The following is a 25374-nucleotide window of genomic DNA, read 5'->3' on the forward strand; positions in this document are numbered from 1 at the left end:
TAAACTGATACTCTTTCATATCAACTTTCAAAGTATATCATAGGATTTGTGGACTTTCACGAGTGAACACGATTTCCTATGAAAAAAGCCCGAAAATTTAATTTTTTCCAAAGGGATTGCTCTTAACAGGTAGAACAGTTTGCCAAGTCTCTTAAGGATTGACTAATAAATTCCGTCTCAAACGACAAATGCCTTTGCTGAAAGCTAAAGTACAAAAAAAGCTGCACCAATAAATTGGTGCAACACTTGTTGTTTCATCATTATTAATCAGTAATCGTTAAGGGCACTAAAAATGGGTAACTACCGAAAAATTCGATCAATGATCGATTTTTACGATCGGTGTTAAGTTTTAGGCTGCTCGTTTGATCAATTGTATTTTGTTTGATTGTGACAGTTTGATTGCCGTCTAAAGCAATTAGATAACTATTTTCGCCAACCTTTTTGAAATCATAATTTTCATTATCCATAGTGGTAATGAAAATCTTATCAAGAACATCCACGGGAGTTTTATGGTGAAGATCCACTGCTAGATCTAACGGCTGACTATTGTCTAACAAGTTTTCATCAAAATCAAAGCCCAAATCTTTCATATGAGCCATGACATCATTCATTTCACGACTGAACATAGAATTCTGTCCACTAGTATAAATATGCTTGTTATAGCAATCCTTCAATAAAGTCAAAACGGCATCATTCAATACTTTGACCTTCATTGTATCCGGATAAACTTCCATCAATTTTATTTTTTCACTACGGAATTTTCCGTCTGAAGTTGGCATCATAAAACTAAAATTGATGTCATTCGCACTGGTCAAGCGATAAGTAAGGTTAAAATGTTTGCTTTCCCAAGTCGAAAATTCATTCGTTGAAAGGTGCAGATCATGATTTTCTAATGGTTTGATTAACTCAAAGGTGAAGTATTCCAATAATGCACCCTTAGCAATCGCAGAGACACTCATCTCTTCTTTAACAAAGATTTTTATGAAATAATCTAACAAGGCTGGGAAATCAGACTCCATTAGAACCTTTCTAAATTTCAGATCAGCGATTTCTTTTTCTGCATCGTCAATCAAACTTAATAAATCTTGATAATTCTCACTGCGGTTATCATAATAGTTTAAAGACGAATCGCTAACTGGTTTTGTTTGCGGTGTTCCTTTAAAGGATTCATTTTGATCTTCTGTAGATTCTTCGGGGTGAAGAATTTCTTTTTCGCGAATATTCAATCCGGGTTCTTCAGAATCAACCAATGCATCATAAATTTGATTGATTTTATTTTTTTCCTCAGTCATTTATTCCGCCCCCTTGTTTAAAAAATCTTTGATAAAAATTTCAAGCGCGGCATCCATTTCTTCTAAACCGCCGAACCGTTTTTTGATTAAGCGCAGCTCTTTTAAAGCAATCGCTTGTTCTAACGAAAGGCTGGCAATTCGATTGGCCAATTCAATTTTTTGTGATTCGCCGGATAATTGATCGCCGACAAAAGGTGTCCATTGACTCCTTTGCTGCTTCAACTCTCTTAACTTATCATCAATCACTTCGATTTCTTCTTCAATTTTCTTGCGGTTCATAAAGCTCTTGGTTTCTTCTAGCTCAGCCTTAAGCTTTTCTTGATGTGCGATCTTGCCATTTAACTCGCGTAATTCTGATTGAGCAGCAATTGTTTTCGCATCAAAATCATCTTGCTGGTTTTCAAGTTCCGATAATTGCTCTTTATATTCTCCCTTCATGACCTTTTCCCACTGATCACGAATCTCAGGTAATATTTTTATTGTAGGCTGTGTAGCATCGACTTGCAGAACCGCACGCTCGCGATAGTAGCTGCCGATTTGATAATTCATCAAAATTGGTGAAACAACGTCGCACATGATCATAAATGGGAACGTCCTTTGAATTTCTTGATCCAATTTACTTGTCAAGAAATTATCGATCTCATGGTTCGCGTTGCTGGATTGTTGGATTGATGCAGGCAATTCATTCCAGTAGATTTGGTAAACATCACCCATATGCTCCAATTTCATTGCCTCTTCCAACCGCTTAATCTGCCCCATCAACCCACCTAACACATCGGAAGCAGATTCCTTCACTGAATCGAACGAAGTTTCAGTTTGAAGTTCTTCCTGTTTTTCCGGAGTCTCCATCTAAGACCCTCCTTTATTTTTTTGATTAATTATATAATAAATATTACCATAATTATCTTTGATCCAAATCAAACAGAGATATTTCCTAAAATTTCTCGTAAGAATTGAAACCCACCCTTTTATTTTACCCTAGCAGAGCCGTAATGATAAGTATAAAATGTTGGAGATAGTAAAAAAAGATTGTGTCAATCTTAAAAAATGACACAATCTTTTTAATTATTTTGTTAAACCACTAAAGAAATCCTTCATCTGCTGCCATAAATTTGCGAAAAATCCTTGATTATCTTCTAATGTTCCTTTTAGCGAATCGCCGAATTTTCCGAGTTGATCAGAGACCTTATTGACCGTACCTTTGAAATCACTGCTGATTTTATCTAGTTGCTCAATAGATTCCTTATCCAAAACACCATCAGTTGTCTGATATTGTTGTGCTAAAGTGACTAATTTATTGATATCGTCTTTAGTGACATACTGGGACAAATTATTTTTTTCCAATGCGTCATTGACGATTTTTTCTACATCATCTTTTGTTGCCAACTCGCCCTGTTTCTCTTTGAGGTCAGCCAGCTCCTTTTTAATATCGACTAGCGTTTGGTTTAATTGTGCTTTATAGGCTTCATCGGCTTTGTCTTTTTCACTATCAGACAAATTTTGGTTTTGACTTTGTTCATTTGCTTTATTAACGACAGATTGCGAAATATCTGATGTTGTATCCAATTCGGTTTGTGCCAGCTGCGCCCGCTGTGGATCAACTGTTTCCCCATTCGATTCGAAGGCTTTATAGACACCTGTCAAAGCACTCTCCCCAGTTACTTTCACAACACTGGCAACTTTAACTGTCGCATCAGTGATACCTGCTGTGACTAGCGGATTTTTGTATTGATCTGCGGTGATCTGAGTAATATTTTGCGGTGTCAATATTTTAACATCGATCCCTTTTCCTTGGTCCTCACGATTAACGACTACCGAACTCAACATAACGCTGTCGTCCCCGCTGCCGTATCCTAAATATTTTACAAGATCTGCTCCTGTAGCAGTCTCCATTTTGACACTCTCTTGATTGATTCCTAATTTATTCATCGTTTCAGTTAATTGCTGCTGATTTAAGCCAGCACCGGCTACGAAAGTTGGTTTCCCCCAACGTTCATTGATCGCTCCGTCACCAGACTCTGCATGAGCTTTTGTTTGACTGACTAAGCCAGCACCCAACGAAAGTCCTAAGCCTGCTAATAAAAGATATTTATGAAGTTTCATCGTATTTCCTCCTGTAACTTGATATATACATAGTAGCTGATTTCTCCCTTTTTACTTACTCAAAACCCTTCTCTTTAAACAATTATTTACCAAGCTAAGAATCTCTTAACTATTTTTTCGGTCTTAAGTCCGAGGGAAAACCAAAAATTCTGTGTTTTTTGACAGAAAAAGGACTCTCAACCAAGCAGATTGAGAAGCCCTTTAAATTAGTTTTCTTTAGTTGTAAAATGAATCTTTCCTTGGTCGTCGCGTTCCAAGTAGGTTGTTTCTTTTAGATAACTAAAATGTAGTTCCTTAATACTTGAATCTTCCAGCATTTTTTCGTAGCCTTCAAAAATTGCTCGAATATATTGCTTGTAAGCCTGTTTTTTTCGTTGTCGCTTGTTCATAAGACACCGTCCTTCTTGGATATCTTACCAAGCATCAGCTTTTCAAACAAGTATTTTATTGATATGTCTCATGTAAATAAGTTAATAAATCTTTTGAAAGGTCTGTAGCAGAGGTTCCTTCAGGTTTATTTTCTAGAAACTCAACGACAGAATAATTTTGTTTCTCCGCATCAAAGGCATATAAGAAACTATTTTCTTGACCCTTTTCATCTTGTTTTTGCTTGATCTCGGCTGTTCCGGTTTTAGCTGCTAATGGAATATTCAGTGCCGCCAAACTATGAGCCGTGCCATTCTCATCACTGACTACCGCTTGCATATCTGTGGTGATTGTTTCAGCCGAGTCGGCTTTAATAACATCCTTTTTATCGGTTGTTTTTTTGTCAGCGATCAGTTTAGGATAGACCATCGTTCCTTTGTTAGGAAATACAGAATAGGCTGTAATTTGTTGGATTGGATTCAACAATAATTGTCCTTGACCATAACCTGTATCGGCAAGTAAAATTTCAGAATCAAAACTATCTTTACTAGAAATTTGCGCCTTATCCATAGCGATAGGCAAATCTAAGTCCTTGCCAAAAATGAATTTGTTCAAACCGGCACGGAAAGTTTTTTCTCCCATCTTCAATGTTTCTTGCGCCATATAAATATTATCCGAATAAACCAACGCGGTTTTTAAGTTGACTGGACTAACATCGGAAACACGGGTAACTTGATATGAACCCCAAGAACTATCTTTTTGCCATTTTAGCCCATTGATTGCCAATTCTTCATTTGGATTCAACGTTCCTGCATCTAAGCCAATTGCAGCCGTGATCGTCTTAAAGGTCGATCCTGGTGCATAGCCCGTTGCAAAACGACTCATAAAGGGTTGGTTCTTATCATTACTGTAGGCATCATAGTCAGCCTGACTAATTCCATTCGTCATTTTATTTGGATCAAAGCTTGGAGAGCTGGCAGCAACTAATAGCTCACCTGTTTTAGGAGCGGTCACAACGCTAGAGCCAGCCTGTCCATTCAAACCATTGTAGGCGATTTGCTGTGCACGGCTGTCAATGGTCAATTTGACATTTTCTCCGTCCTTTTTGTCGATCTTTTGTAAGACCTTCTTTTCGTTACCTTTATCATCAGTGATAGCTAATGACCCGCCATCCTTACCGCGCAATTGTTTATCCAACGCCATTTCCAAGCCGCTTCGACCGATCAGACTATCACTTGCAAGATCATCGTTTTTCTTCATGTCTTCAGCAGTTACTTTACCGACATAACCAATTAATTGTGCTGCGGCCTCTTTTAATGGGTAGGTTCGTCCGGTTGCTTCTTTTACTTCCAGTCCATCCGGTGTTTCTTTTGGTGCATCTGCCGTGGTTTTCAATGGGACAAAGAAATCATCCTGTACCCAGCCTTGGGACAATGCGGATTCCACATCTTTAGCTGTAAGATCAAGGCTTTTTGCAATTGCATCGATTTTTGTCGTACGTTCTTCTCCCGTACCAAGATTCTTCGGTACGATTCCCGATTGATAGACAGTTCCGTTGGTAGCGATCCCTTGACCAGAGCGATCCAAAATTTCACCACGCACAGCCGAATCTACTGAGTAATTGATTTTATCCTTACCGGACATTCCAGGGAAAATCAGATTCGGTTTCCATTTGATTTCTTTGCCGTCACTAGTCAATGTCCCCGTATATTTTTGATTTTTTAACTGACCAAATCCGGTATTTACAGATAGGTCATATGAAAATTGATATTCGTTGTCTTTTTTATCAACGGTTAGATTTTTCATTTTAATATTTGTGGCGCTAATACCAGAAAAAATAGATTGGTATTTCTCTGCTACTTGCTTCTTTGTAAAACCATTCTCTTTTACTGAGTCGGCATTCAAATTTTTCGTTATCTCTTGATACTTGCCCTTTTGTAAACTTTTAACAAAGGCCTCGACTGTCTCTTCGCTTTGTTTTTTGATTTGACTCGCCTGATAAGCACGTACACCGAAAAAGCCGGCAACTAGCAAAATAATAACAGCGACAATAATGATCGGTAATTTATTTGTTTGTTTCGTGTTGCGTGTACTTCTCTCCATGACAGGGTCCCCTCCCTAGCTTCTTTGGTCCTCTTTCTTTATACTATAAAAAAGGACGTGTTAATTATGAATCATTGCTATCTATTCATCGGACCAAGCGGTTCAGGAAAAACCAGCCTGGCCGAAAAAGCCTTTACCGCTGAACAAAAAATTATTTCTTACACAACGCGTGCCCCTCGTGATGGTGAAGAACACGGACGTGATTACTACTTCATATCGAAAAAAGAGTTCAAGCAAATGGTGAACAACGATAAATTTGCCGAATACGATGTTTATGATGAAGAGTTTTATGGTATTGCCAAAGCAACCTTGGAGGAAGCCCTAGCCGCTGGTGATTGCTATGATCCAATCACTACAACTGGCTTCATCAATTTGCATCGGATTTTCGGCAATCAAATGGTGCCCATCTGGATCAATATTTCTAAAGAAACCATGATTGATCGCCTCGAAAAAAGAGCTGCCCCTGAAGAACTAGAACGGCGTCTAGCAATTTTTCAAGAAGACCAAGAAAGTCTGGCACGTTTAAAGAACTTTTCTAATCTAATTGAAATTGATGGTGAGACTTCTTTAGAAGAAATGTATCTTCAATTACGACAAGCGCTAAACTAGTTGAAACGCCTTGCGCTCGCCATGCTCAAATGGAAAATGGATCATGCCGCAATAAGTGAAGCCGCATTTCTCGATCAGACTCAGCATTGGCTGATTAGCAGGATAGGTGTCAATTCGGATATCTTCATAGCCTAAAGCTTTCGCTTGTTGAATTGCCATACTTAATAAATTTTTGCCCAAGCCAATACCGCGATGTTTCTGACTGACTGCTATATGGTGTAAAGATACATAAGGTCCCTTTCCTTGCCACTGTCCTTCGATGGCTTCGTAGACAGGGTCTTCACCGCTGATTAGTGCCACAGTTCCGACAATCTCGTCTTCCAAAGTCAGCACGTAGCTGGCTTTTTTTTGTATATCCTCTCGGATCACTGCTTCGTGAGGCTCGTGGCCGTCCTGCCATTGTGGCGAACCCTGTTCTTTTAAGTATTGCTTAGCTTCTGCGATTATGAGACCGATGGCGGGTATGTCTGCTAAAGTACTTGGACGAAAATCAAACGCCGTTTCCTTTGGTTGACTCGTCTTTGCTTCATCGCCAAATGACAGAATCGCTTCCGTATCCTTCTTTCCAAGAAAGCTCCCTAGCAGTTCGCCCATTTGTTTCGCTTGTCTAACAATAAAATCTTCATCTTCATATCCCATTTCTTTTCCACCCTTTCTGCCAATGGTCGCCTTGCTCTAAGAAGGCTCCGATCAATTCCAAATGGTTTGCCAACGACCACTTCTTAATCGTTCCCAAGCCAGGAAATTTTCTTATTTCCTGATATCGTAATAATTCTTCCAAACCTAGAGTCAGCAACAGCTGATCCTGATTACGGTAATACCAGTCAGACAATTTTTCTAGTGCTTCAAAAAATTTTTCTCCTTGATCTTTTGCGTTCTCATTACTATCAGATACAAAATGTTTGATTCTCAAATTAAGATACGCATCAAAATAGCTAATGTGAATCGCGATTGCGCGACTAGGTCCGCCCTTATCAAAATAACGACTACCTTCAATCGTGTAGTCGCTGAATCCGTTTGAATCCGGTCCTAAATAGAGATGTTCATCGCTATAAAAATCATCTACCTTTTCACTGTAATTGGCAACATTTTTTTTCGTTTGGAAGGCATCTCTGAGTAAAATTTTATTTGGTACATCTAAAACTCTAAATCTTCCTTGATCTGGAATAACCGAAAAACTCTCGCTTTGGATAGGCAAATCAGCTTTTTTTCGTGGAGAATGAGCATCAAACAAGTAAAGATTCGCTGCAAAAGTATTTTCCTTGGTCACGATCTCCGCCTTTTTTACACTTGACTCTTCATTCAACTCCCACTCAAATCTTTTCTCCGCGAAAAGCTTCGCTGTACCTACCTGAGGATTGGTTATCAAATAACAGATCAAATTATATTTATCAAATAGCTCAATCGTCTTTTTGAGAGTTGCTGAATCACGAACCGGTTCAATAATAGGTCGAATCCTTTTCGACCAGCGGTTCTCTTTGATCAAAGTATTCACTGCCAATAGATCAAACTGTTTGCCTCGTAAATATGGATAATACATCAAATCACTCCAATGGTTCAGTCGGCCGACGCCGAACTTGCCTTTGCTGCCGTAAAAATTCATAGTCTTGTTCCAAAGCACGCAGCTCTTCTTCTAAACTTTCAATGCGCGCCGTTTGGACATCCTCAACAAAACGTTGATAATAATTGCTTTCTTGTAAGCTGTCTTTTTCGTCTAATCGTCGCCGCAGTTCTTTATACAGCTGCTCTGTTGAGAAAAAACTAGTTCCATATGACATGCGTTTTGCTTTTTGAACCTCTCGAAATAACGAGGCTGTAAAACGCTGTGTCAGTGCATTTTCTTCAACCTTCAAATCGCGTTTTAGCGGTTTTTTCGCAATGAAGAAAGTCCCATCCGCGGGAAGATCTTCAGCCTTAATGTATGGCCGGTATACTAAAACGCCGATCTCATTAGGAATATCCTCTTGAACTTTCTTATAAAGTTCCTCTGTTAATACAAAATAATTATAATGGCCGATAAAGGAAAGTTTTGCTTTAGAGTAGAAATCTGCTTTGGTTACCTTTAGTTCATAGCAGCGCCATTCAGTTGCATTCGGTTTAAAAAAACAAGCAAGTGTATCAACAATTCCTTGTTCATCCGGCATCGTTACTTCTTCTACAACAATACCGCCGAGTTCGATACAATAATAATACAATGCCTTTTCGATTTCTTGTGTCAATGTTGTTTTCATCATTTCACCACGGGAACGTATTTTCGTAAACTTTAGCATATCTGCAATAAAAAAAACAGAGGTTGCCCCCTGTTTTAAATAAAATATGAAAGATCACTTGCTGGACTTGGATAAGCAAAAATATATTTTTCAACTTCTTCGTGGGACATTTTCTTAGTTAGAATGATCAAAAGATAGTTGATGACTTCGTCTGCCAGTTGACTTAAACAAGTAATCGCAACAATCTTGTCGTCTTCATCATAAACGATTTTGATCTTTGCTCCTTGATCATTGATTCGGTGATAAGTGTACCAGCTAGATAGATCCGTCGTTTCTGAATGGTATTTTTCTGGGTGATCGTCAAGCTCTCTTTCGCTTAAGCCGATTCTAGCCAAACGTTGATCGCCAAATACTATTGTTGGAATCAATGGGTAATCAATTGCTTCGGTATCGCCATTCATGGCATTAACGACATAACCTGCCTCAAAACCAGCAACTGGTGTGAGTTTCGGTTGTTTTTTCGCGATCACATCTCCACAAGCAAAAATATTTTGTTGCGTTGTGCGTAAATGCTCATCGACCTTAATTCCTCTTTTATCATAGGAGACACCGGCTTTTTCTAAATTCAATCCTTCAACATTTGGGATACGCCCGGTAGCTCCGATAACCATATCAACAACCAATTCAAAATTCTCACCAGTTATACGATAATTTGGATGCATTAGTTCTACCGATTTTGTATTCACATTTAAGTGAAATTGAATGCCATCTGCCTTCATGTGTTCGACTAAATCATTAACTAGTTCCTGGTCAAACTCTTTTAACGGACGATCATTATGATGAATGATATGAACTTCAGAACCAGCGGCACTCGCGATCACTGCGAGTTCAAATGCGATGTAGCCTGCACCGATAAATGCCATTTTCTTAGGTAAATGATTCAAATCTAAAAAATCAGTACTGCTTTGCAATAAATCTTGACCATCGATCGACAATACCGCCGGACGTTGTCCCGTTGCAATCAAAAACTGGTTGGCCGATAACTCTTGATCATTGACTACAATCTGATTTGCATCAAGAAAGCTCGCTTGTCCTTGGTAACGATCGATCTCTGCGGCATCTAGACCTTCCTTTGTATTTTGCGGAACAAAATCAGTGTAGCTTTTCTTGAAAGTCATCAAATCTTCCCAAACAATTTTAGGCGTTTGATCAAATCCTTTGCCTAGCATCGTCTCAATTCTTTTTTGTGCTTCTACTCCGCTCATCAGCATTTTCTTTGGATCACACCCACGGTTCGGACAAGTCCCGCCCCACAAGTCGGATTCGATAATCGCCACTTTTTTCCCTTGTTCCTTTAAACCATAAGCAGCAGAATTTCCAGCTGGTCCGCTGCCAATCACAATTGCATCATATTTTTCCATTATTAACCCTCCTGACTCAAAAAGCGGAAGACATCGCTTCGGTTGATCAAGCCTATTAATTTTCCATCTCGTTTAATAGTAAAAGCATCCTGCTCGGCTAATAAATCAAAAACCTCACTCAAGCTGGTCTCTAAATCTAAGCTTCTCAATTCAGTATTCGCAACCGCAGTCTTTTGATAGAAACCGCCATTATACAATGCTTCAAGTGTTTGAGTATAAACCTCATCTGTGGTTTCATCAAAGAATTCTTCGACAAATTGATTGGCCGGATGTTTTTGAATCTCCTCTGGGGTATCACATTGAATTAATTTCCCTTCATGCATTACAGCGATTCGGCTACCAATCTTCATCGCTTCTTTCATATTATGTGTAACGAAAATGACTGTATTCCCTAATTTCCGGTGCAATTCCAAGACCAGATCTTGTAAGCTCGCCCGCGAAATTGGATCAAGTGCACTAAAAGGCTCATCCATCAAAACAATATCTGGCTCTGATGCCAAAGCACGAATGATCCCGATCCGCTGCTGCTGACCGCCAGATAGTTCACTTGGCATCCGATCTCTGAACAGCTCTGGATCCATATCAACTTCCTGCAATAATTCATCTACTCGTTTATTCCGCTGCTCCTTGTCCCAACCGAGCATATCAGGAATCACTTCGATGTTTTCTTTAACGGTCATTGTTGGAAATAAAGCGATTTGTTGAAGAACATACCCAATCTGCCAACGTAATTTTTGAATATTATAATCTTTGATTCGTTTTTCTTTAAAGTACAGGTTACCATCAGTAGGTTCAACTAACCCATTAATCATTTTTAAGGAAGTTGTTTTCCCACTGCCAGAAGGTCCAACTAAAACAAATATCTCACCTTTTTTTACTGTAAGGTTCAAGTCCTTTAAGACAACATTTCCTTCGAACTCTTTACTGACGTCTTTAAATTCAATAATCGATTCCATCTATTTCTCCTCCCCAATGATTTTTTCTTTCACTAAGAAGTCATGAGCAACTTTTGCTGGTTGTTCCTTCTTCACATTGACCAGATAGTTCATTTCGATCATCTGATCCTCAGTAATCTTACCAGCCAAACGATTCAACGCTTTGACTACTTTTGGATGCTCATCCGCAAATTCTTTTTTCATTAACGGTGCTCCTTGATAAGGTGGGAAGAGATGCAAATCATCTTCTAATGTCACTAAATCATATCGCTTAATCTCACTATCCGTCGAATAAGCGTCGATCACATCGACGTCACCATTATTGATTGCTTGATAACGCAGCGCGGGTTCCATACTTTGAACGGAGCTTAATTTGACACCGTATTTATCTTGGATGCCTCGGTAACCATCTTGACGGTCAATAAATTCCAGTGTGAAGCCTGCTTTTAATTGATCTTGCTGTGCTTGCAATTGAGAAATTTTTGTAATGCCGCGTTTTTCGGCTTCACTTTTCTTCATAGCTAAGGCATAGGTGTTTTCATAATCCATTGGTTTTAGCAAACGCATGTCGAATTGCGAATCTAGCAATTTGTTTGCTTCCTGATAAGTCTTCTCCGGTGATAAGTCATCCGGCGTACTCTTTGGAACTTTTACTAAACTTTCTAAAACTGTTCCAGTGAATTCTGGATAAATATCGATTTGATCGCTCTTTACCGCACTGAATAAGAAGCTTGTTTTACCAAAGTTTGGTTTTAATTCTACGTTGATTGAGGAATCCTCATCCTTGATAACCTCTTTGTACATATTGATCAAAATATCTGGCTCTGAACCTAATTTTCCAGCAATCGTTACGGTCTCGCTGCCGATCGAATTGTTCTGAGCAAAAAAAATACCGCCAATACTTAAGCAAATCACACCTAACGCCACCAATGTGACCTTTCCACTGCGATTTTGCAAGAATCGGATCAGGGTACTGAAGATAATCGCCAATAACGCTGAACTAATCGCCCCTATCAATGTCAAGTTTGGATCATTACGGTCAATCCCAAGAAGAATAAACGTACCTAATCCTCCGGCACCAATCAAAGCAGCCAATGTTGCAGTTCCAATAATTAGAACCAAAGCCGTTCGAACACCAGAAATAATAACCGGCATCGCCATTGGTAGTTCGACTCGCATTAATTTTCGCATTCGAGACATCCCGAAAGCATCAGCGGCCTCTTCGATTGATGGATCAATTTCTGCTAAACCGATGTACGTATTTTGGAAAATAGGTAATAAGGCATAAACCACTAATGCAATCAAAGCAGGAACGGTACCAATACCGACAAAGGGAATAAGTAATCCCAATAAGGCTAATGAAGGGATGGTTTGCAGGATACTCGTTATCTGCAAGACAACTTCTGCCAATTTTTTTCGCTGGCTCAGTAGGATCGCCAAGGGAATTGCAATCACTATAGCAATCAATAGTGCACTTAAAGAAATCGCTAAATGCTCGAAGATCGCTGTTAGCAATTCGTCTTTTCTTTCACTAAAAGTATTAATTAATTCATTCATAAAAGATCCTTTCAAAATTATGACTTATTCTCAGTATAACTTAATCAAAAAGGGAGACAAAAAGATTCGCTCGGTCAAAAAGTAGTATAATGACAATTGACTCCTATTCTGATAGTGATATTTTTCTAAAAAAAAAGAATTTTAACTTTGCATTATAGAGGTTTTTATTACGTTCGTTATTCATTAGAATAACGAAAAATAAAAACTGTAATTCAATCTATAAAGCAAAAAAGAAAGCAGGAAAAAGATGAAAACAAATGATGAACTAAAAAAAATCCAGTTAACTAAACAAGAGAAAACTTACTCATATTTAAATTCTCACCATTATAATTGGTTTAAAGCGATTGACCTGAATTTGCTAGACAGTGATGGTTTCACCAATTATTTTTTACGTATCAAGAAAAATGAGCCCGAAGTCTTCGAGACTCTACAAGAAAACGTATTGGATGCTACTATTACTGGATTTCTTAATGAACTGTCGGAAGCAGACAGTTTCGTCTTATTGACGGCGACTTGGGCAAATGGATTTATCCCTGAAGAAGCGGCATCAGCGATGCAGGATTTTGATCGCTATTTGACAAATTATACGATTCAAAAAGATCCTTTATTGGGTATTAACCAAATGAATGCTGATTTCAATCAAGTGTTGATGCAGCATTTTCCTAAAGTCCGTCGACAAGATTTGCGGCTGATTTATCGGTTGCTATTGCTGAAAGAAGCTTCTGCAGGCGAAGTTTCAGAAGAATTGTCTTCATTAAATGAACCGACAAGAGAACGTACAGAAGCTATGCTAAGCCTTTTCCAATCAATCTAAATAAAAAAGAAACGACATTATTAGCGGTCGTTTCTTTTTTTGTTACTGTTCAATCGCTGTTACCATTACATGCCATTGTTTAATCTCGTAGTGATAAAATCCACCCTGAAATACTGGATCTGCATCAGAGATTGCTTTCGCTTCTGCTAGATTTTCCGCCTCGAATATCACCATGGCACCATCAATTTCTTCTGTGGTCATATCACCGAATACTCCCGCTGTTAGGTAACGTTCTTCTGATAACTGCTTTAGATACTGAGCAGATGCTATCGCTACCTGTTCGGTAACCTCACCCGCTCCATTCTTGTAATCAATCCGAACAAACAACGTACTTCCCTCTTTCATTTTACTGCTCCTTTCTTATAACAAATAATTATTGTCTTTATTAGCAACCTGCAACTGATGAAGTTCATAAGTTGCGTACCCCGCAACGATCAATGGCTCCTGCTGACAAATTGTTTCTGCTTCTTCATAACTGTTTGCCTTAAGAAGATACATCCCCGCCATTCCGGGATATCCTTTGAAAGCCCCACCAAGCGCTAAACAGCCTTGATCGTCTAGCTTTCGTAAATTATCGACATGTGCAACGACTCCTGCTCTATTCAATTTACGATATTCTTTGGTTTTCTTGATCATCATGACGTATAGCCACTCTTCCATAATCTCGCTCCTTTTAGTCATATTTTTGTGCGATTTTTAACGCACGCCTTTTTAATTCCTTTCGAGCCTCGGCCGGTTCAAGAATTTCAACATAGGGACCGAAGGAAAGTAAGCGATGGTAGGTCCACTCGTTCAACGGATACTGAACGGTAACTAAATAATTGCCATTGGGGCATCGTTCAACCTGCTGCTCTTGAAATTCATCAAATAAACGATAGGACATTTCTGGCAGAAACAGTAATTTGAAGGTTGAATAATTCACTTCATATGTAGAATCTGCTAATGAGAAATCTTTTGGCAAACTTCGTTCAAATGATTCCGACAAGACATTGATCCTCTTCATGCGAGATAAACGAAATACCCTGACCGCATGATTATGGTGACAATATCCGACGATATACCATGCATGGGATTTGAAAATCAAACGTAATGGGTCAACTTTTCTTTCAGACTGCTGAAGCTCGGAATTAAAGTACTCGAAGGTTAAAACATGTTTCTTAGTCAGTGCCCGCCGTAAATCAGAAATAGTAATTTTTTCCTCTTCACTACTTCCCCAATAACTAAAATCAATCTCAAGCCAGTCATCAGATAAAGACTGATTGAAAAGCGCGTCAATTTTAGTTAAGGCTTGTTCAGCATCCGGATAGTTTGATGCTTGGAGAATCTGCAGTCCTTGATAAACTTGTACTTGTTCTTCAGTCGTCAGAAAGGACTTGTTTAAAGCATAACCATCCATCAATGAGATTCCGCCGCCAGTTCCTTTCTTTGAAGTGATAGGAATTCCTGATAACGTCAGTGTGGTGATATCACGATAAATCGTTCGTGTGGAAACATTAAAATAATCCGCTAATTCTTTAGCGGTAACTTGTTCGCGGCTAACGATGTAAAAGATCATTCTCACTAACCGTTCGATCTGCATAGAACTCCTTCCTTTCATGTAAACTATACCAACGCTAATGCGACAACAAGCTGTCATATTAGAAAAAGAAAAAACAGATGAAAACATTTTATTCATGCTTAGCATCTGTTTTAGGACATTCGGGTAATTTCTCGATCAATCAAAGCCAGCGAAATTTTTAACGCTTTTACTCGTTCCTTCGACAAAGTCAGCTGCGCTTTCATATTTCGACCAGCCGACTGTTTCTCCTCTAAAGAAATGATTGCCTGCTCAATTTTATGGAGCGTTGAAGCCAACGATTTCTTAGCGGCCAAATAATCTGTTAAAAAATAGTCTTCCAAATACCTCACTCCTTTTCTAAAGTATAGCAAAAAAAGTCTCCTCTTTATTTAAGAGGAGACAAATTATCTTATTATTAGCGAATCCCTAAAGCAATTCGTGCGTAACGGCTCATTTTATCGGTCGTCCATGCTGGATACCAAACAAGCTTCACTTCTACATTGGTTACTTCTGGAATCTCAGACAATGCTGATTGGATGTTGTCAGTTAAGATATCTGCTAACGGACAGCCCATGGTTGTCAATGTCATCTTGATCACAGTGTTCCCAGTCTGTTCGAAATCTACTTCATAAATCAAACCAAGGTTGACGATATCGATGCCTAACTCAGGGTCAATGACTGACTCTAAAGCGGTCAAAATAGTTTCTTTAATTTCAGCCACTTCTGCATCGGTCCACTTTTGTGTGTTCTCTTCCACTTGCTCCACTCCCTTTCGAGTTTCAAGAGTATTTTACTCTATCTGCCAGCTTTTGTAAATGAGAATTGAAACCTATCTATTCTCATTTAACAATCATTACTTGCTAACTTGCGATTTTTTAATGAGGTTTTGTTCGTCTTGTGTCAAGAAAGTCCCCACAACTGAGTCTGTCGCTACGATATTAGTAAACGAGTTAGGATCGACGTGGGCCACCACTTGCTTAAGCGTGTATAATTCATATCGTGTAAAAACAATCATAATAACTTCCCGTTCACTCGAACTAAATCCGCCTCGTGCAGGGATGACTGTCAACCCACGGAGGAGTTCACTATTCAATGCGGCACACATCTCCGTGCTCTTGTTCGTATTGACAAAGGCCGTCATTTTTTGGTGACTAGTATGGACATAATCAACGACTGTACTCATAGTGAAAATCGTGATGATCGTGTATAAGGCGCTTTCCCATGTAAAGAAGAAACCGGCTACAACAACGATTAAACCATTCAACAGCATCATATAATTTCCAACTGTTCGTCCAGTTGTTTTTGAAAGCAATAATGAAACTATATCTAATCCACCGGTAGTAAAACCAAATTTCAACGAGAGACCTGCACCAATCCCCAGCAAGACCCCACCAGTGATAGCATTCATCAAGACATTGTCTGTCACCTGTCCAACAGGCACCAATGTAGTGAAAAAGGACATTGAAATCACGTTAGCGAAACTTAGAATCATCGCCGATTTACCTAATTTGATAAATCCTAAAATGAATACCGGAACATTCAGAAGAAAAATAAGAATCCCAGTATCGACGGATAATCCGGCATTTGAAAGTAAATGTTCTGCAATCTGGGCAATCCCAGTCATGCCGGCTGAAAACACATTTGCCGGGATCAAGAAATAGTTCAAACCGACCGCACCGGTCAAACCAGTAAATAATATGACAAGGATTTTTTTGGCCAAGTCTTTTGATGTATAATTGATAACCTTCTGCATCCGATATTCCTCCTTCAATTCAAACCTATAATAGAGTAACAGGTTCTATCAATAATAATCAATCGTTTTCAATCACTTATTGGAGAATAATCATAGCTTTCTTAGTAATTTTTGATAAACTATAAGAAAAGACTTAGGAGGGTGTCTATGGCTAAAGATGCAAGCTTTGATATCGTTTCAGAATTAAATAAAGAGGAAGTTAAAAATGGCGTACAAATCGCCTTGAAAGAGTTGAAGAATCGCTTTGATTTCAAAGGAAGTTTGTTTGATATCAAAATTGAAGGAAATCAATTGGTAGTAAAGGCTGAGGATGATTATAAAGTCGAACAAGTCAAAGACGTACTATTCAGTAAACTGATCAAACGCGGTGTTCCCTTAAAGAACATTCAATTTTCTGATTCTGAACATGCTTTGGGCGGAAATGCTCGGCAAACGGCGGAACTTGTTAATGGGATTGATAAGGAAAGTGCTAAAAAAATCACTACCGCAATTAAAAACAGCAAAGTCAAAGTCAAAGCGCAAATTCAAGAAGATCAGTTACGCGTAACTGGGAAAAATCGCGATGATTTACAAAAGGTTATTACTTTAGTAAAAGATATTGATCTACCGATTGATGTACAATTTACGAATTATCGTTAAAAAAAGCCGACACTGTTGTCGGCTTTTTCGTTTCTTATTAAATACTGCTCGCTGGTTTGCCCCTAATGACTAATGGATTGTTTTTAAGCAAATATTTTAAATGCGATATTTTTATTTGCCATTATTAATAATCAAATGCTATTTATTCGTTTTGCTGCCAAAAAGCTTGGGCAGCCCGTTCTACTTCCTCTGGACCATAGACAACTTTTCGATCGGACCAGTTAGGCGGCAACAGGTTTTGATAATGCGGATTGGTATAGCGCTGATCCAGCAGCAAAATAATTCCTCGGTCTTCCATGGTTCGAATGACTCGCCCAGCCGCTTGAATAACTTTGTTCATTCCCGGGAGCTGATACGCGTAACTAAATCCTTGGTTTCGTTTCTCATCATAATACTCTTTGATCAACTCTTGCTCATGATTAACCTGAGGTAATCCCACTCCAACAACAACTGTACCAATCAGGCGGTCCCCGACTAAATCAATTCCTTCAGAAAAAATCCCACCCAAGACACAAAAACCAATCAAAGTATTTGCTGGCTGATTGACGAAGGCGGCTAAGAATTCTTCCCGTTCAGTCTCATTTAGCTTTGAACCTTGAATCTGAATCGCGTATTCAGGAAACACATCATGAAAATAATCCGCAACTTGATCCAAATACTGAAATGATGGAAAGAAGACGAGATAATTACCGGTCTTGTTTTTAACTAACCGTTCAATCGAAGCAGCAATTTTCGGTATGCTTTGTGTCCGCTTCTGGTACGTCGTCTGAATGCTGGCATCGACCATAACTAAACGATTTTCATTTGGAAATGGGCTAGGCAGCCGATAAGTTAAGCTTTCTTCTCCTCCGCCCAACACTTCTTGATAGTAATCCAGCGGTGAAAAGCTCGCCGAGAATAAGATGCTGCTGCCGACCTTCTCCATCGTTTGTTCTAAGAACCAAGAAGGATCAATACAATATTCTTTTACAATCAAATCATAGCTTTTATGCTCCACCGTCGTTTGGTAATGATCATCATAAAACTCGCTCATTCGGGTAAAACGCAAGATTTCAAAATAAACAGGCAGCATTTTTTGCTGTGCTAGATGATCTGGATTTTCTGCCAGCCACTCCTTGATTTGTTCCTGTAGTTTAAAAAGACTATTAATCAAGCTTTCTGGAGCTGCTTGTTGATGATGGTAGGCTTCTCCATCCAAGGCTTGATGAATCAATTCAAATTCGTTATCCACTCTTGTAAATGCTCTGTTCAATTTTTTAAAGGACTTGTCCAAATCCTTTTGCATTTGTGCGATATTTTCACGTGATATACTGGCTGAATACATTTCCTTCGAACGATTGACCAAGTTGTGTGCTTCATCGACCAGCACTAGATTCGTCTTATTTTCTTCTTCAAAAAATCGCCGCAAATAAACCGTTGGATCAAACAAGTAATTGTAATCCCCGATGACGATATCCGAAAAGCGGCTCACGTCCAGTGAAAGTTCGAAAGGACAGAGTTCATGTTTTCGAGCATACTCTTCAATGACTGGTCGAGTATATTGGTCTGCATTATTCAACATATCCCATAACCCATCATTGACTCTGTCATAATAACCTTTCGCGAAGGGACAGTGCTCTGGTGTACAATTACGTTCTGTCAGGAAACAGATTTTGTCCTTTGCAGTCAGTGTGACGCTTTTAACTCGACCCTCTTTTTTCGTGATCTTTGTGACCGTCTCTTCAGCAACTTGTCGGGTAATGGTTTTAGCAGTCAGGTAAAAGATACGTTCGCCTAACTCTTCCCCCATCGCTTTAAAGGCTGGAAACAAAGTAGACATAGTTTTTCCTGTTCCGGTCGGCGCTTCGACAAATAGTTTTTGCTGGGCATGGATCGTTTTATAAACTGCCGCCGCCAACTCTCTTTGTCCCGCACGGTAAGTGTCAAAAGGAAAGTCTAAAGACTTCAAGGAATCATTTCGAGTATCCCGCCATTGCATTTGAAAAATCAGCCAGTTTTCGTAACGTTTAACTAAATCATTGAAGAATTCAGTCAGCTCTGTAAAAGTAAAGCTGCGAATTTGGCGCGTGATTTTTTCTTCGGTGGTTTGAAAATAGGTCAAACGTGTATTAATTTGCGTTAATTCTTCCTGTTCGCTGTAAATGTATGCGTAAACCATTGCTTGATAAAAATATAAATCAATGATCCCCGCTTCCAATTCTTCGAAAGGTGTCTCCGATGTTTTTATTTCGTCGATAAACACTTGATCTTCTTCTATATAAATTCCATCTGCTCGCCCTTCGATTTGGACGGCAGTTTCAGCAATTTCAATCGGCTTCTTCAGCCAAACTTCTTTCTGATAGTCGGTACCGGCCTCTTTTTGCAGCTGTCGGTGAATACGAGCGCCTTCTTGCGGTGTATGATTACTGTTTTTTCCTTCATCAATACTGCCGCTTCGTAAGATAAATTCTACCAATTCACGAACTGCTATTTTTTTGACCGCCATCTTGTCACCTCATTCTATGTTTCGTTCAAAATGCTTTGTTAAAATCATTTTGCTGTTTCACCATAGAAGATTTTTTTCCACTCGTCAAGTTTTATTCTATATATAATAGAGAGAAAAATTTTTAGCTATCACCTAAAAGATTCAGACAAAACCATGATTCATTTGGCTTCTCAGTGAATATGTCAAAATCGTTCAGGGAAGCCACAATTTTTTTACTTTTAAGGTATAATGAAGAAGGAATTTGTGATGCTGAGTTTTTCTTACTGGCAATTTTTCGTTCGGTCAGTAAAAGTGAATCAAACCAAAGAAAATTACTTTTTAGTATTTCAGGGAGGAAAATAATGATTCAAATCGAAGGTTTTGTTACTGGAATCGCGCAAGAAAATTGCTATTTGATTCATAATGAACAAAATTTATTGATCGTTGATCCAGGCTCGGAGGGCGATCGATTGGTGCAGGAAATCAAACGCATTGGAAAAACACCTCGTGCGATTCTCTTGACCCATACTCATTACGACCATATTGGGGCTGTGGAACAGTTGCGCAACAAGTACGGCGTTCCCGTCTATGTCAGCCCATTGGAACAAAAATGGTTGGGAGATCCAATCTTAAATCTTTCTGGTTTGGGACGTCATGATAATATGCCTGACTTAATCGTTCAGCCAGCGGAATATGAGTTTGAAATGAAAGAATACACGATTGGCGGCATGACCTTTGAAGTCATTCCAACACCCGGACATTCCATTGGCAGTGTCAGCTTTTTATTTGATGACTTTGTAGTTGTCGGTGACGCCCTATTCAAAGGCAGTATTGGCCGCAGCGACCTTTACTCTGGCGACATGCAGCAATTGTTATACAGCATCAAAAATTATTTATTCACTCTTCCTCGTGAATTACCGGCTTATCCCGGACATGGTGATGCGACAACGATCGGTCACGAGGTCGATACAAATCCGTTCTTTAATTAATCAACTTTTTGGAGGTTTTAAATATGGCAGAAACAAATCTTTATATTGTTCGACATGGTAAAACAATGTTCAATACGTTGGCTCGAGTACAAGGCTGGTGTGATACACCGCTGACAAAAAGCGGCCGCGACGGCATTCACTACGTTGGCTTAGGTTTACAGGATACAAAGTTTGAAGAAGCCTATTCAAGCGATTCTGGCCGGGCGATCGAAACAATGCGCATTCTTTTAGGCGAGCATCCCGATGGTAAAGATATTCCTTATCACGTAGATCCGCGTATCCGTGAATGGTGTTTTGGTTCATTAGAAGGCGCCTATGATGCTGAAATGTGGGGTGTTCTACCTCGCGTGTTGAATTTCAAGACAGAGGATGACTTATTCGCAACGGATGTCAGCTTCGAAGAAATCGCAAATGCAGTTGAAGGTGCAGACACAGCTAATTGGGCAGAGCCTTACACACAATTGCGTGATCGTGTTTGGAACGGCTTTGAGGATATTGCACAAAACCGAGAAAAACACGGCGGCGGAAACGTATTGATCGTTTCTCATGGCTTAACGATTGCTTTCTTATTAAGCTTGATTGATTCAAAACAACCTGTTCGGGCTAACCTGCTAAATGGCAGTATCAACCGCCTGCGTTATGAAAACGGCAAATTCTCGATCCGTGCGATTAATGATATCAGCTACATGGAACGTGGAAAAACTATTTCAGATCATACAGACGAATAAGCTTTGAAAACTGTTGGTAATTGCCAACAGTTTTTTTCTTAAAAAAAGTTTAGCCTTTTTTCAATGGTCTTTTCATTAGGGAAACGGTATACTATTTTATGTTATTAACCTGAAAGGACGTACACTATGCTTATTGCAAATATTTTTAAAGCAATTATTCTTGGGATCGTAGAAGGAATCACCGAGTGGTTGCCGATTTCATCCACGGGTCATTTGATCTTAGCAGATGAATTTATCAAAATAAATATGAGCCCTGCTTTTATTGAAATGTTCAATGTAGTGATTCAATTAGGAGCGATTCTCGCGGTAGTAGTTCTGTACTTTACCAAACTGAACCCCTTCGCCCCTAGTAAATCGCATAAAGAAAGACAAGATACATGGACGTTGTGGTTCAAGGTCATTATTGCTTGTTTACCTGCAGCAGTAATCGGCTTGCCCTTAGATGATTTTTTGGAGGCTCACTTCCATAAGTTCCTGCCGGTAGCGATTATGCTGATCGTTTACGGGATCGCGTTTATCGTAGTTGAACGACATAACAAAACTAAGACACCGAAATGTACAAACTTAAATGACTTTACTTACAAGGCCGCTTTGATTGTCGGAGCTTTCCAGCTGCTTTCATTGATTCCAGGTACTTCACGCTCCGGCGCGACAATTCTAGGTGCAATCATTATCGGCAGCTCACGTTTTGTGGCGACAGAATTTTCATTCTTCCTTGGTATTCCGGTCATGTTTGGTGCCAGCGGATTGAAGATCGTTAAATTTCTAATGAACGGCAATACCTTTGGTGCATCGGAAATTATTGTTCTGCTAGTCGGAATGGTTACTGCATTTGTTGTTTCGATCGTTGCTATCAAGTTCTTGTTAGACTATATCAAACGGAATGATTTCACTGCCTTCGGCTGGTATCGAATCGTTTTAGGTATTATTCTGATCGGTTACTGGCTGATCGCTATGTAAACTGTAAGACCTGCATTTTTTGCAGGTCTTTTTATTTTGATGATAATTATTATAATTAAAAAATAAACAGAAATAACTTTAATATTCGCTTTAAAATCAACGATTCCTTTGTTATCTGCTAATGATAGTCATTCTCAGTTCTAATTGATAATTACTTTCGTTCTCAATTAGCTAATTTCATTATCATTTACTGTGATTTCTATGTTACTATGATGGTGAAAGAGAACCAATGATATTTTGCCTTGTTTTTTCGAAAGAACCTCGTTTTGACACGAGCAATGGTTCAAAAATGACTATCTTTATCTTGAGAAAGGAGGAAAAGTTATGAGTAAGAAAGAGCGCAATGCTTTTCTATCTACCCTTTTCTGTCTATTGTTATTAATTGCAGGCAAAGTTTTCATGAGTTTTTCTCATCCTGCCTATCCCCTCTTTTTCATCTTAGCCATCGTTAGCGGCGGTTGGAAACAAACCTATGAAGGTGTTAGTGAGTTGCTAAAAGATCGCACACTAAACGTCGATTTATTAATGGCTCTTGCCGCAATCGGCGCCTGTTTGATCGGCAATTGGTTCGAAGGTGCGATGCTGACCTTTATTTTCTGCTTAAGCGGGGCCCTCGAAGAATATGCAACCAACAAAAGCACAAAAGAAATCACCGCTTTAATGAATGTAGCGCCAAATGACGCCTTAAAAATCGTTGATGGCAAACACATTACCGTCCCTGTTGAGAAATTAAAATTGGGGGATTTGGTTTTTGTTCCAAAAGGAAAGGCCGTTCCGATCGATGGCCGTATGCTGGAGGCGTCCTCAATTGATGAGTCAGCGATCTCTGGCGAGTCAGTGCCTGTTGAAAAAGACATCCACGATGAAGCTTTTGGCGGAACGATCAATTTGGGACAGGCATTCACCCTAGAAGTAACCAAGACGAGCAACAATACGTTGTTCGCACAAATTTTGCGTTTAGTTGAAAATGCTCAAAACGAACAAAGTGCTACAGCAACCTTTATTGAAAAAATCGAAAATGTTTATGTCAAAATTGTATTGCTGGCGGTTCCTCTAATGATCGTATTCACTCACTTTTTATTGGGCTGGAGCTTTACTGAAAGCTTTTATCGCGGAATGGTTCTATTGGTCGTTGCCTCCCCTTGTGCCTTAGTTGCATCTGCTACACCTGCAACCTTAGCGGCAATTTCCAACGGTGCCAAAAAAGGAATTCTATTCAAATCTGGCAAAACGCTAGAAAAGCTGGCCGACCTTCGGGCAATCTCGTTTGATAAAACCGGAACCTTGACCCAAGGAAAACCGCGCGTGACCGATTATAAGACTTTTTCTGATGATCCGATCATTCCGCAGCTGTTCTTCTCAATGGAAAGACAGTCTACGCATCCATTAGCGGTTGCGATCACGAACTTCTTCAAAGATGAAGAGGCTTTGACTCTCCAAGTAGAAGAAAAAGCCGGCTTTGGGTTAGAAACAACCTATCTTGGTCAAACCTGGCAGCTTGGCAAGCCCACTGAGAAACAGCAGCACCCATTGATCGAACAATGGCACGAAGAAGGAAAGACCGTGGTTGTGCTTAGCCGAAATCAGGAACTGATTGCTTTACTTGCCCTAATGGATTTACCTAAGCCTTATACGAAAGAAGTCATCGCGTACTTCCAAGAACAAGAGGTTCAAACCGTGATGCTTACAGGAGATAATGCTGGTGCCGCAAGTTACGTAGCCCAACAACTTGGTTTAAACGATTATCACGGCGGCTGTCTTCCTGCCGATAAAACGGATTTTGTAAAGCAGCAGCAAAAAGACTATATGATTAACGCCATGGTCGGCGACGGCATCAATGATGCACCTGCTTTAGCAACTGCCAGTGTTGGAATCGCTATGGGTGAAGGAACAGATGTGGCGATGGAAGTTTCTGATATGGTCTTGATGAAAAATGATCTGACTAAACTGATGTACAGTCACCGATTAGCAAAAAAAATGAAGAAAATCGTTCGTCAAAATATCATTTTTTCTTTAGGTGTGATCGTGTTGCTGATTGCGAGCAACTTCCTGCAATTCTTGACTTTGCCGCTAGGCGTTGTAGGTCATGAAGGAAGCACCATTTTGGTCATTCTAAACGGCTTGCGGATGTTGCTGCCATTAAAAGAGCTGGTCAATCTTGATGAAACAAAATGTACAACTTGCCCGCTTTATAAGGCGGCGCATTAAAAAAGGTAGAATCTTTAGATTCTACCTTTTTTTGCTATGAATTTTTGATTACTAAACCTTCGATGATATCGGCGGCGGCTTCACAAGCATCAGTAATCTTCTCAAGGTGATTATAAATATCCCGCCATTTGATGACTTCGATCGGATCCTTCTCGTTTGCGAAAAGATCCTTCACCAATGAGCTGTATAACTTATCAGCTTCTGACTCCGTTTTACCTACCTGCTCAATATATTGTTTTAGCACCTTTGAATGTTTGAACTTTGCAAACTCTTTTGTTGCTTGAACCACATCGGAAGTAGCTGTCACAACTAATTGAAGAAATTGATCCGTATTTGGCCGAATCGTGTAAACCAGTAAGTTTTCAAACAAATAGGTAGTCGCGTTTAATTCATCTAAAATGTCATCTAACCGGTTCGTAATCAAGATAATGTCTTCTCGATCAATCGGTGTAATAAAGGCATCATAAAGTTCCGTCATAATTTCTTTCAGAATACGGTCCCCTTCATCCTCCAAACGATGGATTTTTTCAGATTTATCAATAAATTTTTCAGTCGAGTAATTCGTGATTAAATCTAGTAATAATGTTGCCGATTCAGACGCGTATTGTGCCATTTGTTCCATTCTGCCGAAATAATCGAATTGTTTTTTTCTAGCCATGTTTTGA

General features: G+C 39.3%; 26 protein-coding genes. 7 read left to right on the plus strand and 19 right to left on the minus strand.

Translation table 11 applies throughout. From position 1 onward, the window contains the following. Positions 1-263: 263 nt before the first annotated feature. From PGP85_RS04970 to pbp4, 5 genes are all read right to left on the minus strand, one after another. Positions 264-1292, minus strand: a complete 1029-nt coding sequence (locus PGP85_RS04970) for a hypothetical protein (protein WP_010739144.1) — start codon at positions 1290-1292, stop codon at positions 264-266. Beyond that, positions 1293-2141, minus strand: a complete 849-nt coding sequence (locus tag PGP85_RS04975; protein WP_010739143.1) for a hypothetical protein — start codon at positions 2139-2141, stop codon at positions 1293-1295. Between the two features lie 216 nt (positions 2142-2357). Then, positions 2358-3395, minus strand: coding sequence for a DUF1002 domain-containing protein (locus PGP85_RS04980; RefSeq protein ID WP_010739142.1), 1038 nt, complete (start codon positions 3393-3395; stop codon positions 2358-2360). Between the two features lie 206 nt (positions 3396-3601). Next, a complete protein-coding gene (locus PGP85_RS04985; protein ID WP_010739141.1) occupies positions 3602-3784 on the minus strand; it encodes a hypothetical protein in 183 nt (60 codons plus the stop codon). A 55-nt stretch (positions 3785-3839) separates the two neighbouring features. Continuing rightward, the gene (pbp4, locus tag PGP85_RS04990; protein ID WP_010739140.1) at positions 3840-5864 is read right to left on the minus strand and encodes a penicillin-binding protein PBP4(5); all 2025 of its coding nucleotides are present in this window, start codon (positions 5862-5864) and stop codon (positions 3840-3842) included. A gap of 66 nt (positions 5865-5930) precedes the next feature. On the opposite strand from pbp4, the gene PGP85_RS04995 reads away from it, so the two are divergent. After that, positions 5931-6473: a guanylate kinase gene (locus PGP85_RS04995; RefSeq protein WP_010739139.1), complete on the plus strand. Its 543-nt coding sequence runs from the start codon at positions 5931-5933 to the stop codon at positions 6471-6473. Here PGP85_RS04995 and PGP85_RS05000 read toward each other — a convergent pair. The 6 genes from PGP85_RS05000 to PGP85_RS05025 form a co-directional block, all read right to left on the minus strand. Then, positions 6465-7112, minus strand: a complete 648-nt coding sequence (locus PGP85_RS05000; protein ID WP_010739138.1) for a GNAT family N-acetyltransferase — start codon at positions 7110-7112, stop codon at positions 6465-6467. The two genes, PGP85_RS04995 and PGP85_RS05000, sit on opposite strands and share 9 nt — an antisense overlap. Further along, positions 7102-8013, minus strand: a complete 912-nt coding sequence (locus tag PGP85_RS05005) for a sce7725 family protein (RefSeq protein WP_270326494.1) — start codon at positions 8011-8013, stop codon at positions 7102-7104. The genes PGP85_RS05000 and PGP85_RS05005 overlap by 11 nt, the downstream gene beginning before the upstream one ends. Positions 8014-8017: 4 nt before the next feature. After that, positions 8018-8704 (minus strand): hypothetical protein, encoded by a 687-nt coding sequence (locus PGP85_RS05010; RefSeq protein WP_034708574.1) that lies wholly within the window; start codon positions 8702-8704, stop codon positions 8018-8020. Positions 8705-8778: 74 nt separating this feature from the next. Then, entirely contained in the window at positions 8779-10104 is a 1326-nt protein-coding gene (locus PGP85_RS05015) for a dihydrolipoyl dehydrogenase family protein (protein WP_270326399.1), read from the minus strand. A 2-nt stretch (positions 10105-10106) separates the two neighbouring features. After that, complete coding sequence (locus PGP85_RS05020; protein ID WP_010739133.1) at positions 10107-11060, minus strand: ABC transporter ATP-binding protein; 954 nt, start codon at positions 11058-11060, stop codon at positions 10107-10109. Continuing rightward, on the minus strand, positions 11061-12596 hold the full coding sequence (locus PGP85_RS05025; protein WP_270326402.1) for an ABC transporter permease/substrate-binding protein: 1536 nt from the start codon (positions 12594-12596) through the stop codon (positions 11061-11063). Positions 12597-12843: 247 nt separating this feature from the next. Between PGP85_RS05025 and PGP85_RS05030 the strand changes: the two genes are divergently transcribed. Next, entirely contained in the window at positions 12844-13410 is a 567-nt protein-coding gene (locus tag PGP85_RS05030; RefSeq protein WP_010739131.1) for a hypothetical protein, read from the plus strand. Between the two features lie 42 nt (positions 13411-13452). On the opposite strand, the gene PGP85_RS05035 is transcribed toward PGP85_RS05030, so the two are convergent. From PGP85_RS05035 to PGP85_RS05060, 6 genes are all read right to left on the minus strand, one after another. Then, the gene (locus PGP85_RS05035; protein WP_010739130.1) at positions 13453-13755 is read right to left on the minus strand and encodes a YciI family protein; all 303 of its coding nucleotides are present in this window, start codon (positions 13753-13755) and stop codon (positions 13453-13455) included. Positions 13756-13770: 15 nt separating this feature from the next. Next, complete coding sequence (locus tag PGP85_RS05040; RefSeq protein ID WP_010739129.1) at positions 13771-14070, minus strand: YciI family protein; 300 nt, start codon at positions 14068-14070, stop codon at positions 13771-13773. A gap of 13 nt (positions 14071-14083) precedes the next feature. Beyond that, positions 14084-14989: a helix-turn-helix transcriptional regulator gene (locus PGP85_RS05045; protein WP_010739128.1), complete on the minus strand. Its 906-nt coding sequence runs from the start codon at positions 14987-14989 to the stop codon at positions 14084-14086. Between the two features lie 110 nt (positions 14990-15099). Beyond that, positions 15100-15318, minus strand: a complete 219-nt coding sequence (locus tag PGP85_RS05050) for a hypothetical protein (protein WP_244265980.1) — start codon at positions 15316-15318, stop codon at positions 15100-15102. Positions 15319-15383: 65 nt separating this feature from the next. Continuing rightward, a complete protein-coding gene (locus PGP85_RS05055) occupies positions 15384-15725 on the minus strand; it encodes a metal-sulfur cluster assembly factor (protein WP_010739126.1) in 342 nt (113 codons plus the stop codon). Between the two features lie 96 nt (positions 15726-15821). Continuing rightward, positions 15822-16721, minus strand: a complete 900-nt coding sequence (locus PGP85_RS05060; protein ID WP_010739125.1) for a YitT family protein — start codon at positions 16719-16721, stop codon at positions 15822-15824. A gap of 147 nt (positions 16722-16868) precedes the next feature. On the opposite strand from PGP85_RS05060, the gene PGP85_RS05065 reads away from it, so the two are divergent. Next, on the plus strand, positions 16869-17360 hold the full coding sequence (locus tag PGP85_RS05065) for a YajQ family cyclic di-GMP-binding protein (RefSeq protein ID WP_010739123.1): 492 nt from the start codon (positions 16869-16871) through the stop codon (positions 17358-17360). A gap of 142 nt (positions 17361-17502) precedes the next feature. Here the strand turns inward: PGP85_RS05065 and PGP85_RS05070 are convergent, their stop codons facing one another. Beyond that, a complete protein-coding gene (locus tag PGP85_RS05070; RefSeq protein WP_010739122.1) occupies positions 17503-19845 on the minus strand; it encodes a helicase C-terminal domain-containing protein in 2343 nt (780 codons plus the stop codon). 341 nt (positions 19846-20186) lie between these two features. On the opposite strand from PGP85_RS05070, the gene PGP85_RS05075 reads away from it, so the two are divergent. From PGP85_RS05075 to PGP85_RS05090, 4 genes are all read left to right on the plus strand, one after another. Beyond that, positions 20187-20813: an MBL fold metallo-hydrolase gene (locus PGP85_RS05075; protein ID WP_270326404.1), complete on the plus strand. Its 627-nt coding sequence runs from the start codon at positions 20187-20189 to the stop codon at positions 20811-20813. 23 nt (positions 20814-20836) lie between these two features. Next, a complete protein-coding gene (locus PGP85_RS05080; protein ID WP_010739120.1) occupies positions 20837-21541 on the plus strand; it encodes a histidine phosphatase family protein in 705 nt (234 codons plus the stop codon). A 126-nt stretch (positions 21542-21667) separates the two neighbouring features. Then, positions 21668-22501 (plus strand): undecaprenyl-diphosphate phosphatase, encoded by an 834-nt coding sequence (locus tag PGP85_RS05085; RefSeq protein WP_010739119.1) that lies wholly within the window; start codon positions 21668-21670, stop codon positions 22499-22501. Positions 22502-22825: 324 nt separating this feature from the next. After that, positions 22826-24709, plus strand: a complete 1884-nt coding sequence (locus tag PGP85_RS05090) for a heavy metal translocating P-type ATPase (RefSeq protein WP_270326407.1) — start codon at positions 22826-22828, stop codon at positions 24707-24709. 34 nt (positions 24710-24743) lie between these two features. On the opposite strand, the gene PGP85_RS05095 is transcribed toward PGP85_RS05090, so the two are convergent. Beyond that, positions 24744-25367 (minus strand): DUF47 domain-containing protein, encoded by a 624-nt coding sequence (locus tag PGP85_RS05095; protein WP_090403353.1) that lies wholly within the window; start codon positions 25365-25367, stop codon positions 24744-24746. Between the last annotated feature and the right edge of the window lie 7 nt (positions 25368-25374).

Source organism: Enterococcus malodoratus (genome assembly GCF_027659535.1).
Taxonomy (GTDB): Bacteria; Bacillota; Bacilli; order Lactobacillales; family Enterococcaceae; genus Enterococcus_A; species Enterococcus_A malodoratus.

What these genes read in the sequence shown, in the direction of transcription:
- PGP85_RS04970 (WP_010739144.1), bottom strand. Translation starts at nt 1,292, where the DNA reads ATGACTGAGGAAAAAAATAAAATCAATCAAATTTATGATGCATTGGTT.
- PGP85_RS04975 (WP_010739143.1), bottom strand. Translation starts at nt 2,141, where the DNA reads ATGGAGACTCCGGAAAAACAGGAAGAACTTCAAACTGAAACTTCGTTC.
- PGP85_RS04980 (WP_010739142.1), bottom strand. Translation starts at nt 3,395, where the DNA reads ATGAAACTTCATAAATATCTTTTATTAGCAGGCTTAGGACTTTCGTTG.
- PGP85_RS04985 (WP_010739141.1), bottom strand. Translation starts at nt 3,784, where the DNA reads ATGAACAAGCGACAACGAAAAAAACAGGCTTACAAGCAATATATTCGA.
- pbp4 (WP_010739140.1), bottom strand. Translation starts at nt 5,864, where the DNA reads ATGGAGAGAAGTACACGCAACACGAAACAAACAAATAAATTACCGATC.
- PGP85_RS04995 (WP_010739139.1), top strand. Translation starts at nt 5,931, where the DNA reads ATGAATCATTGCTATCTATTCATCGGACCAAGCGGTTCAGGAAAAACC.
- PGP85_RS05000 (WP_010739138.1), bottom strand. Translation starts at nt 7,112, where the DNA reads ATGGGATATGAAGATGAAGATTTTATTGTTAGACAAGCGAAACAAATG.
- PGP85_RS05005 (WP_270326494.1), bottom strand. Translation starts at nt 8,013, where the DNA reads ATGTATTATCCATATTTACGAGGCAAACAGTTTGATCTATTGGCAGTG.
- PGP85_RS05010 (WP_034708574.1), bottom strand. Translation starts at nt 8,704, where the DNA reads ATGAAAACAACATTGACACAAGAAATCGAAAAGGCATTGTATTATTAT.
- PGP85_RS05015 (WP_270326399.1), bottom strand. Translation starts at nt 10,104, where the DNA reads ATGGAAAAATATGATGCAATTGTGATTGGCAGCGGACCAGCTGGAAAT.
- PGP85_RS05020 (WP_010739133.1), bottom strand. Translation starts at nt 11,060, where the DNA reads ATGGAATCGATTATTGAATTTAAAGACGTCAGTAAAGAGTTCGAAGGA.
- PGP85_RS05025 (WP_270326402.1), bottom strand. Translation starts at nt 12,596, where the DNA reads ATGAATGAATTAATTAATACTTTTAGTGAAAGAAAAGACGAATTGCTA.
- PGP85_RS05030 (WP_010739131.1), top strand. Translation starts at nt 12,844, where the DNA reads ATGAAAACAAATGATGAACTAAAAAAAATCCAGTTAACTAAACAAGAG.
- PGP85_RS05035 (WP_010739130.1), bottom strand. Translation starts at nt 13,755, where the DNA reads ATGAAAGAGGGAAGTACGTTGTTTGTTCGGATTGATTACAAGAATGGA.
- PGP85_RS05040 (WP_010739129.1), bottom strand. Translation starts at nt 14,070, where the DNA reads ATGGAAGAGTGGCTATACGTCATGATGATCAAGAAAACCAAAGAATAT.
- PGP85_RS05045 (WP_010739128.1), bottom strand. Translation starts at nt 14,989, where the DNA reads ATGCAGATCGAACGGTTAGTGAGAATGATCTTTTACATCGTTAGCCGC.
- PGP85_RS05060 (WP_010739125.1), bottom strand. Translation starts at nt 16,721, where the DNA reads ATGCAGAAGGTTATCAATTATACATCAAAAGACTTGGCCAAAAAAATC.
- PGP85_RS05065 (WP_010739123.1), top strand. Translation starts at nt 16,869, where the DNA reads ATGGCTAAAGATGCAAGCTTTGATATCGTTTCAGAATTAAATAAAGAG.
- PGP85_RS05070 (WP_010739122.1), bottom strand. Translation starts at nt 19,845, where the DNA reads ATGGCGGTCAAAAAAATAGCAGTTCGTGAATTGGTAGAATTTATCTTA.
- PGP85_RS05075 (WP_270326404.1), top strand. Translation starts at nt 20,187, where the DNA reads ATGATTCAAATCGAAGGTTTTGTTACTGGAATCGCGCAAGAAAATTGC.
- PGP85_RS05080 (WP_010739120.1), top strand. Translation starts at nt 20,837, where the DNA reads ATGGCAGAAACAAATCTTTATATTGTTCGACATGGTAAAACAATGTTC.
- PGP85_RS05085 (WP_010739119.1), top strand. Translation starts at nt 21,668, where the DNA reads ATGCTTATTGCAAATATTTTTAAAGCAATTATTCTTGGGATCGTAGAA.
- PGP85_RS05090 (WP_270326407.1), top strand. Translation starts at nt 22,826, where the DNA reads ATGAGTAAGAAAGAGCGCAATGCTTTTCTATCTACCCTTTTCTGTCTA.
- PGP85_RS05095 (WP_090403353.1), bottom strand. Translation starts at nt 25,367, where the DNA reads ATGGCTAGAAAAAAACAATTCGATTATTTCGGCAGAATGGAACAAATG.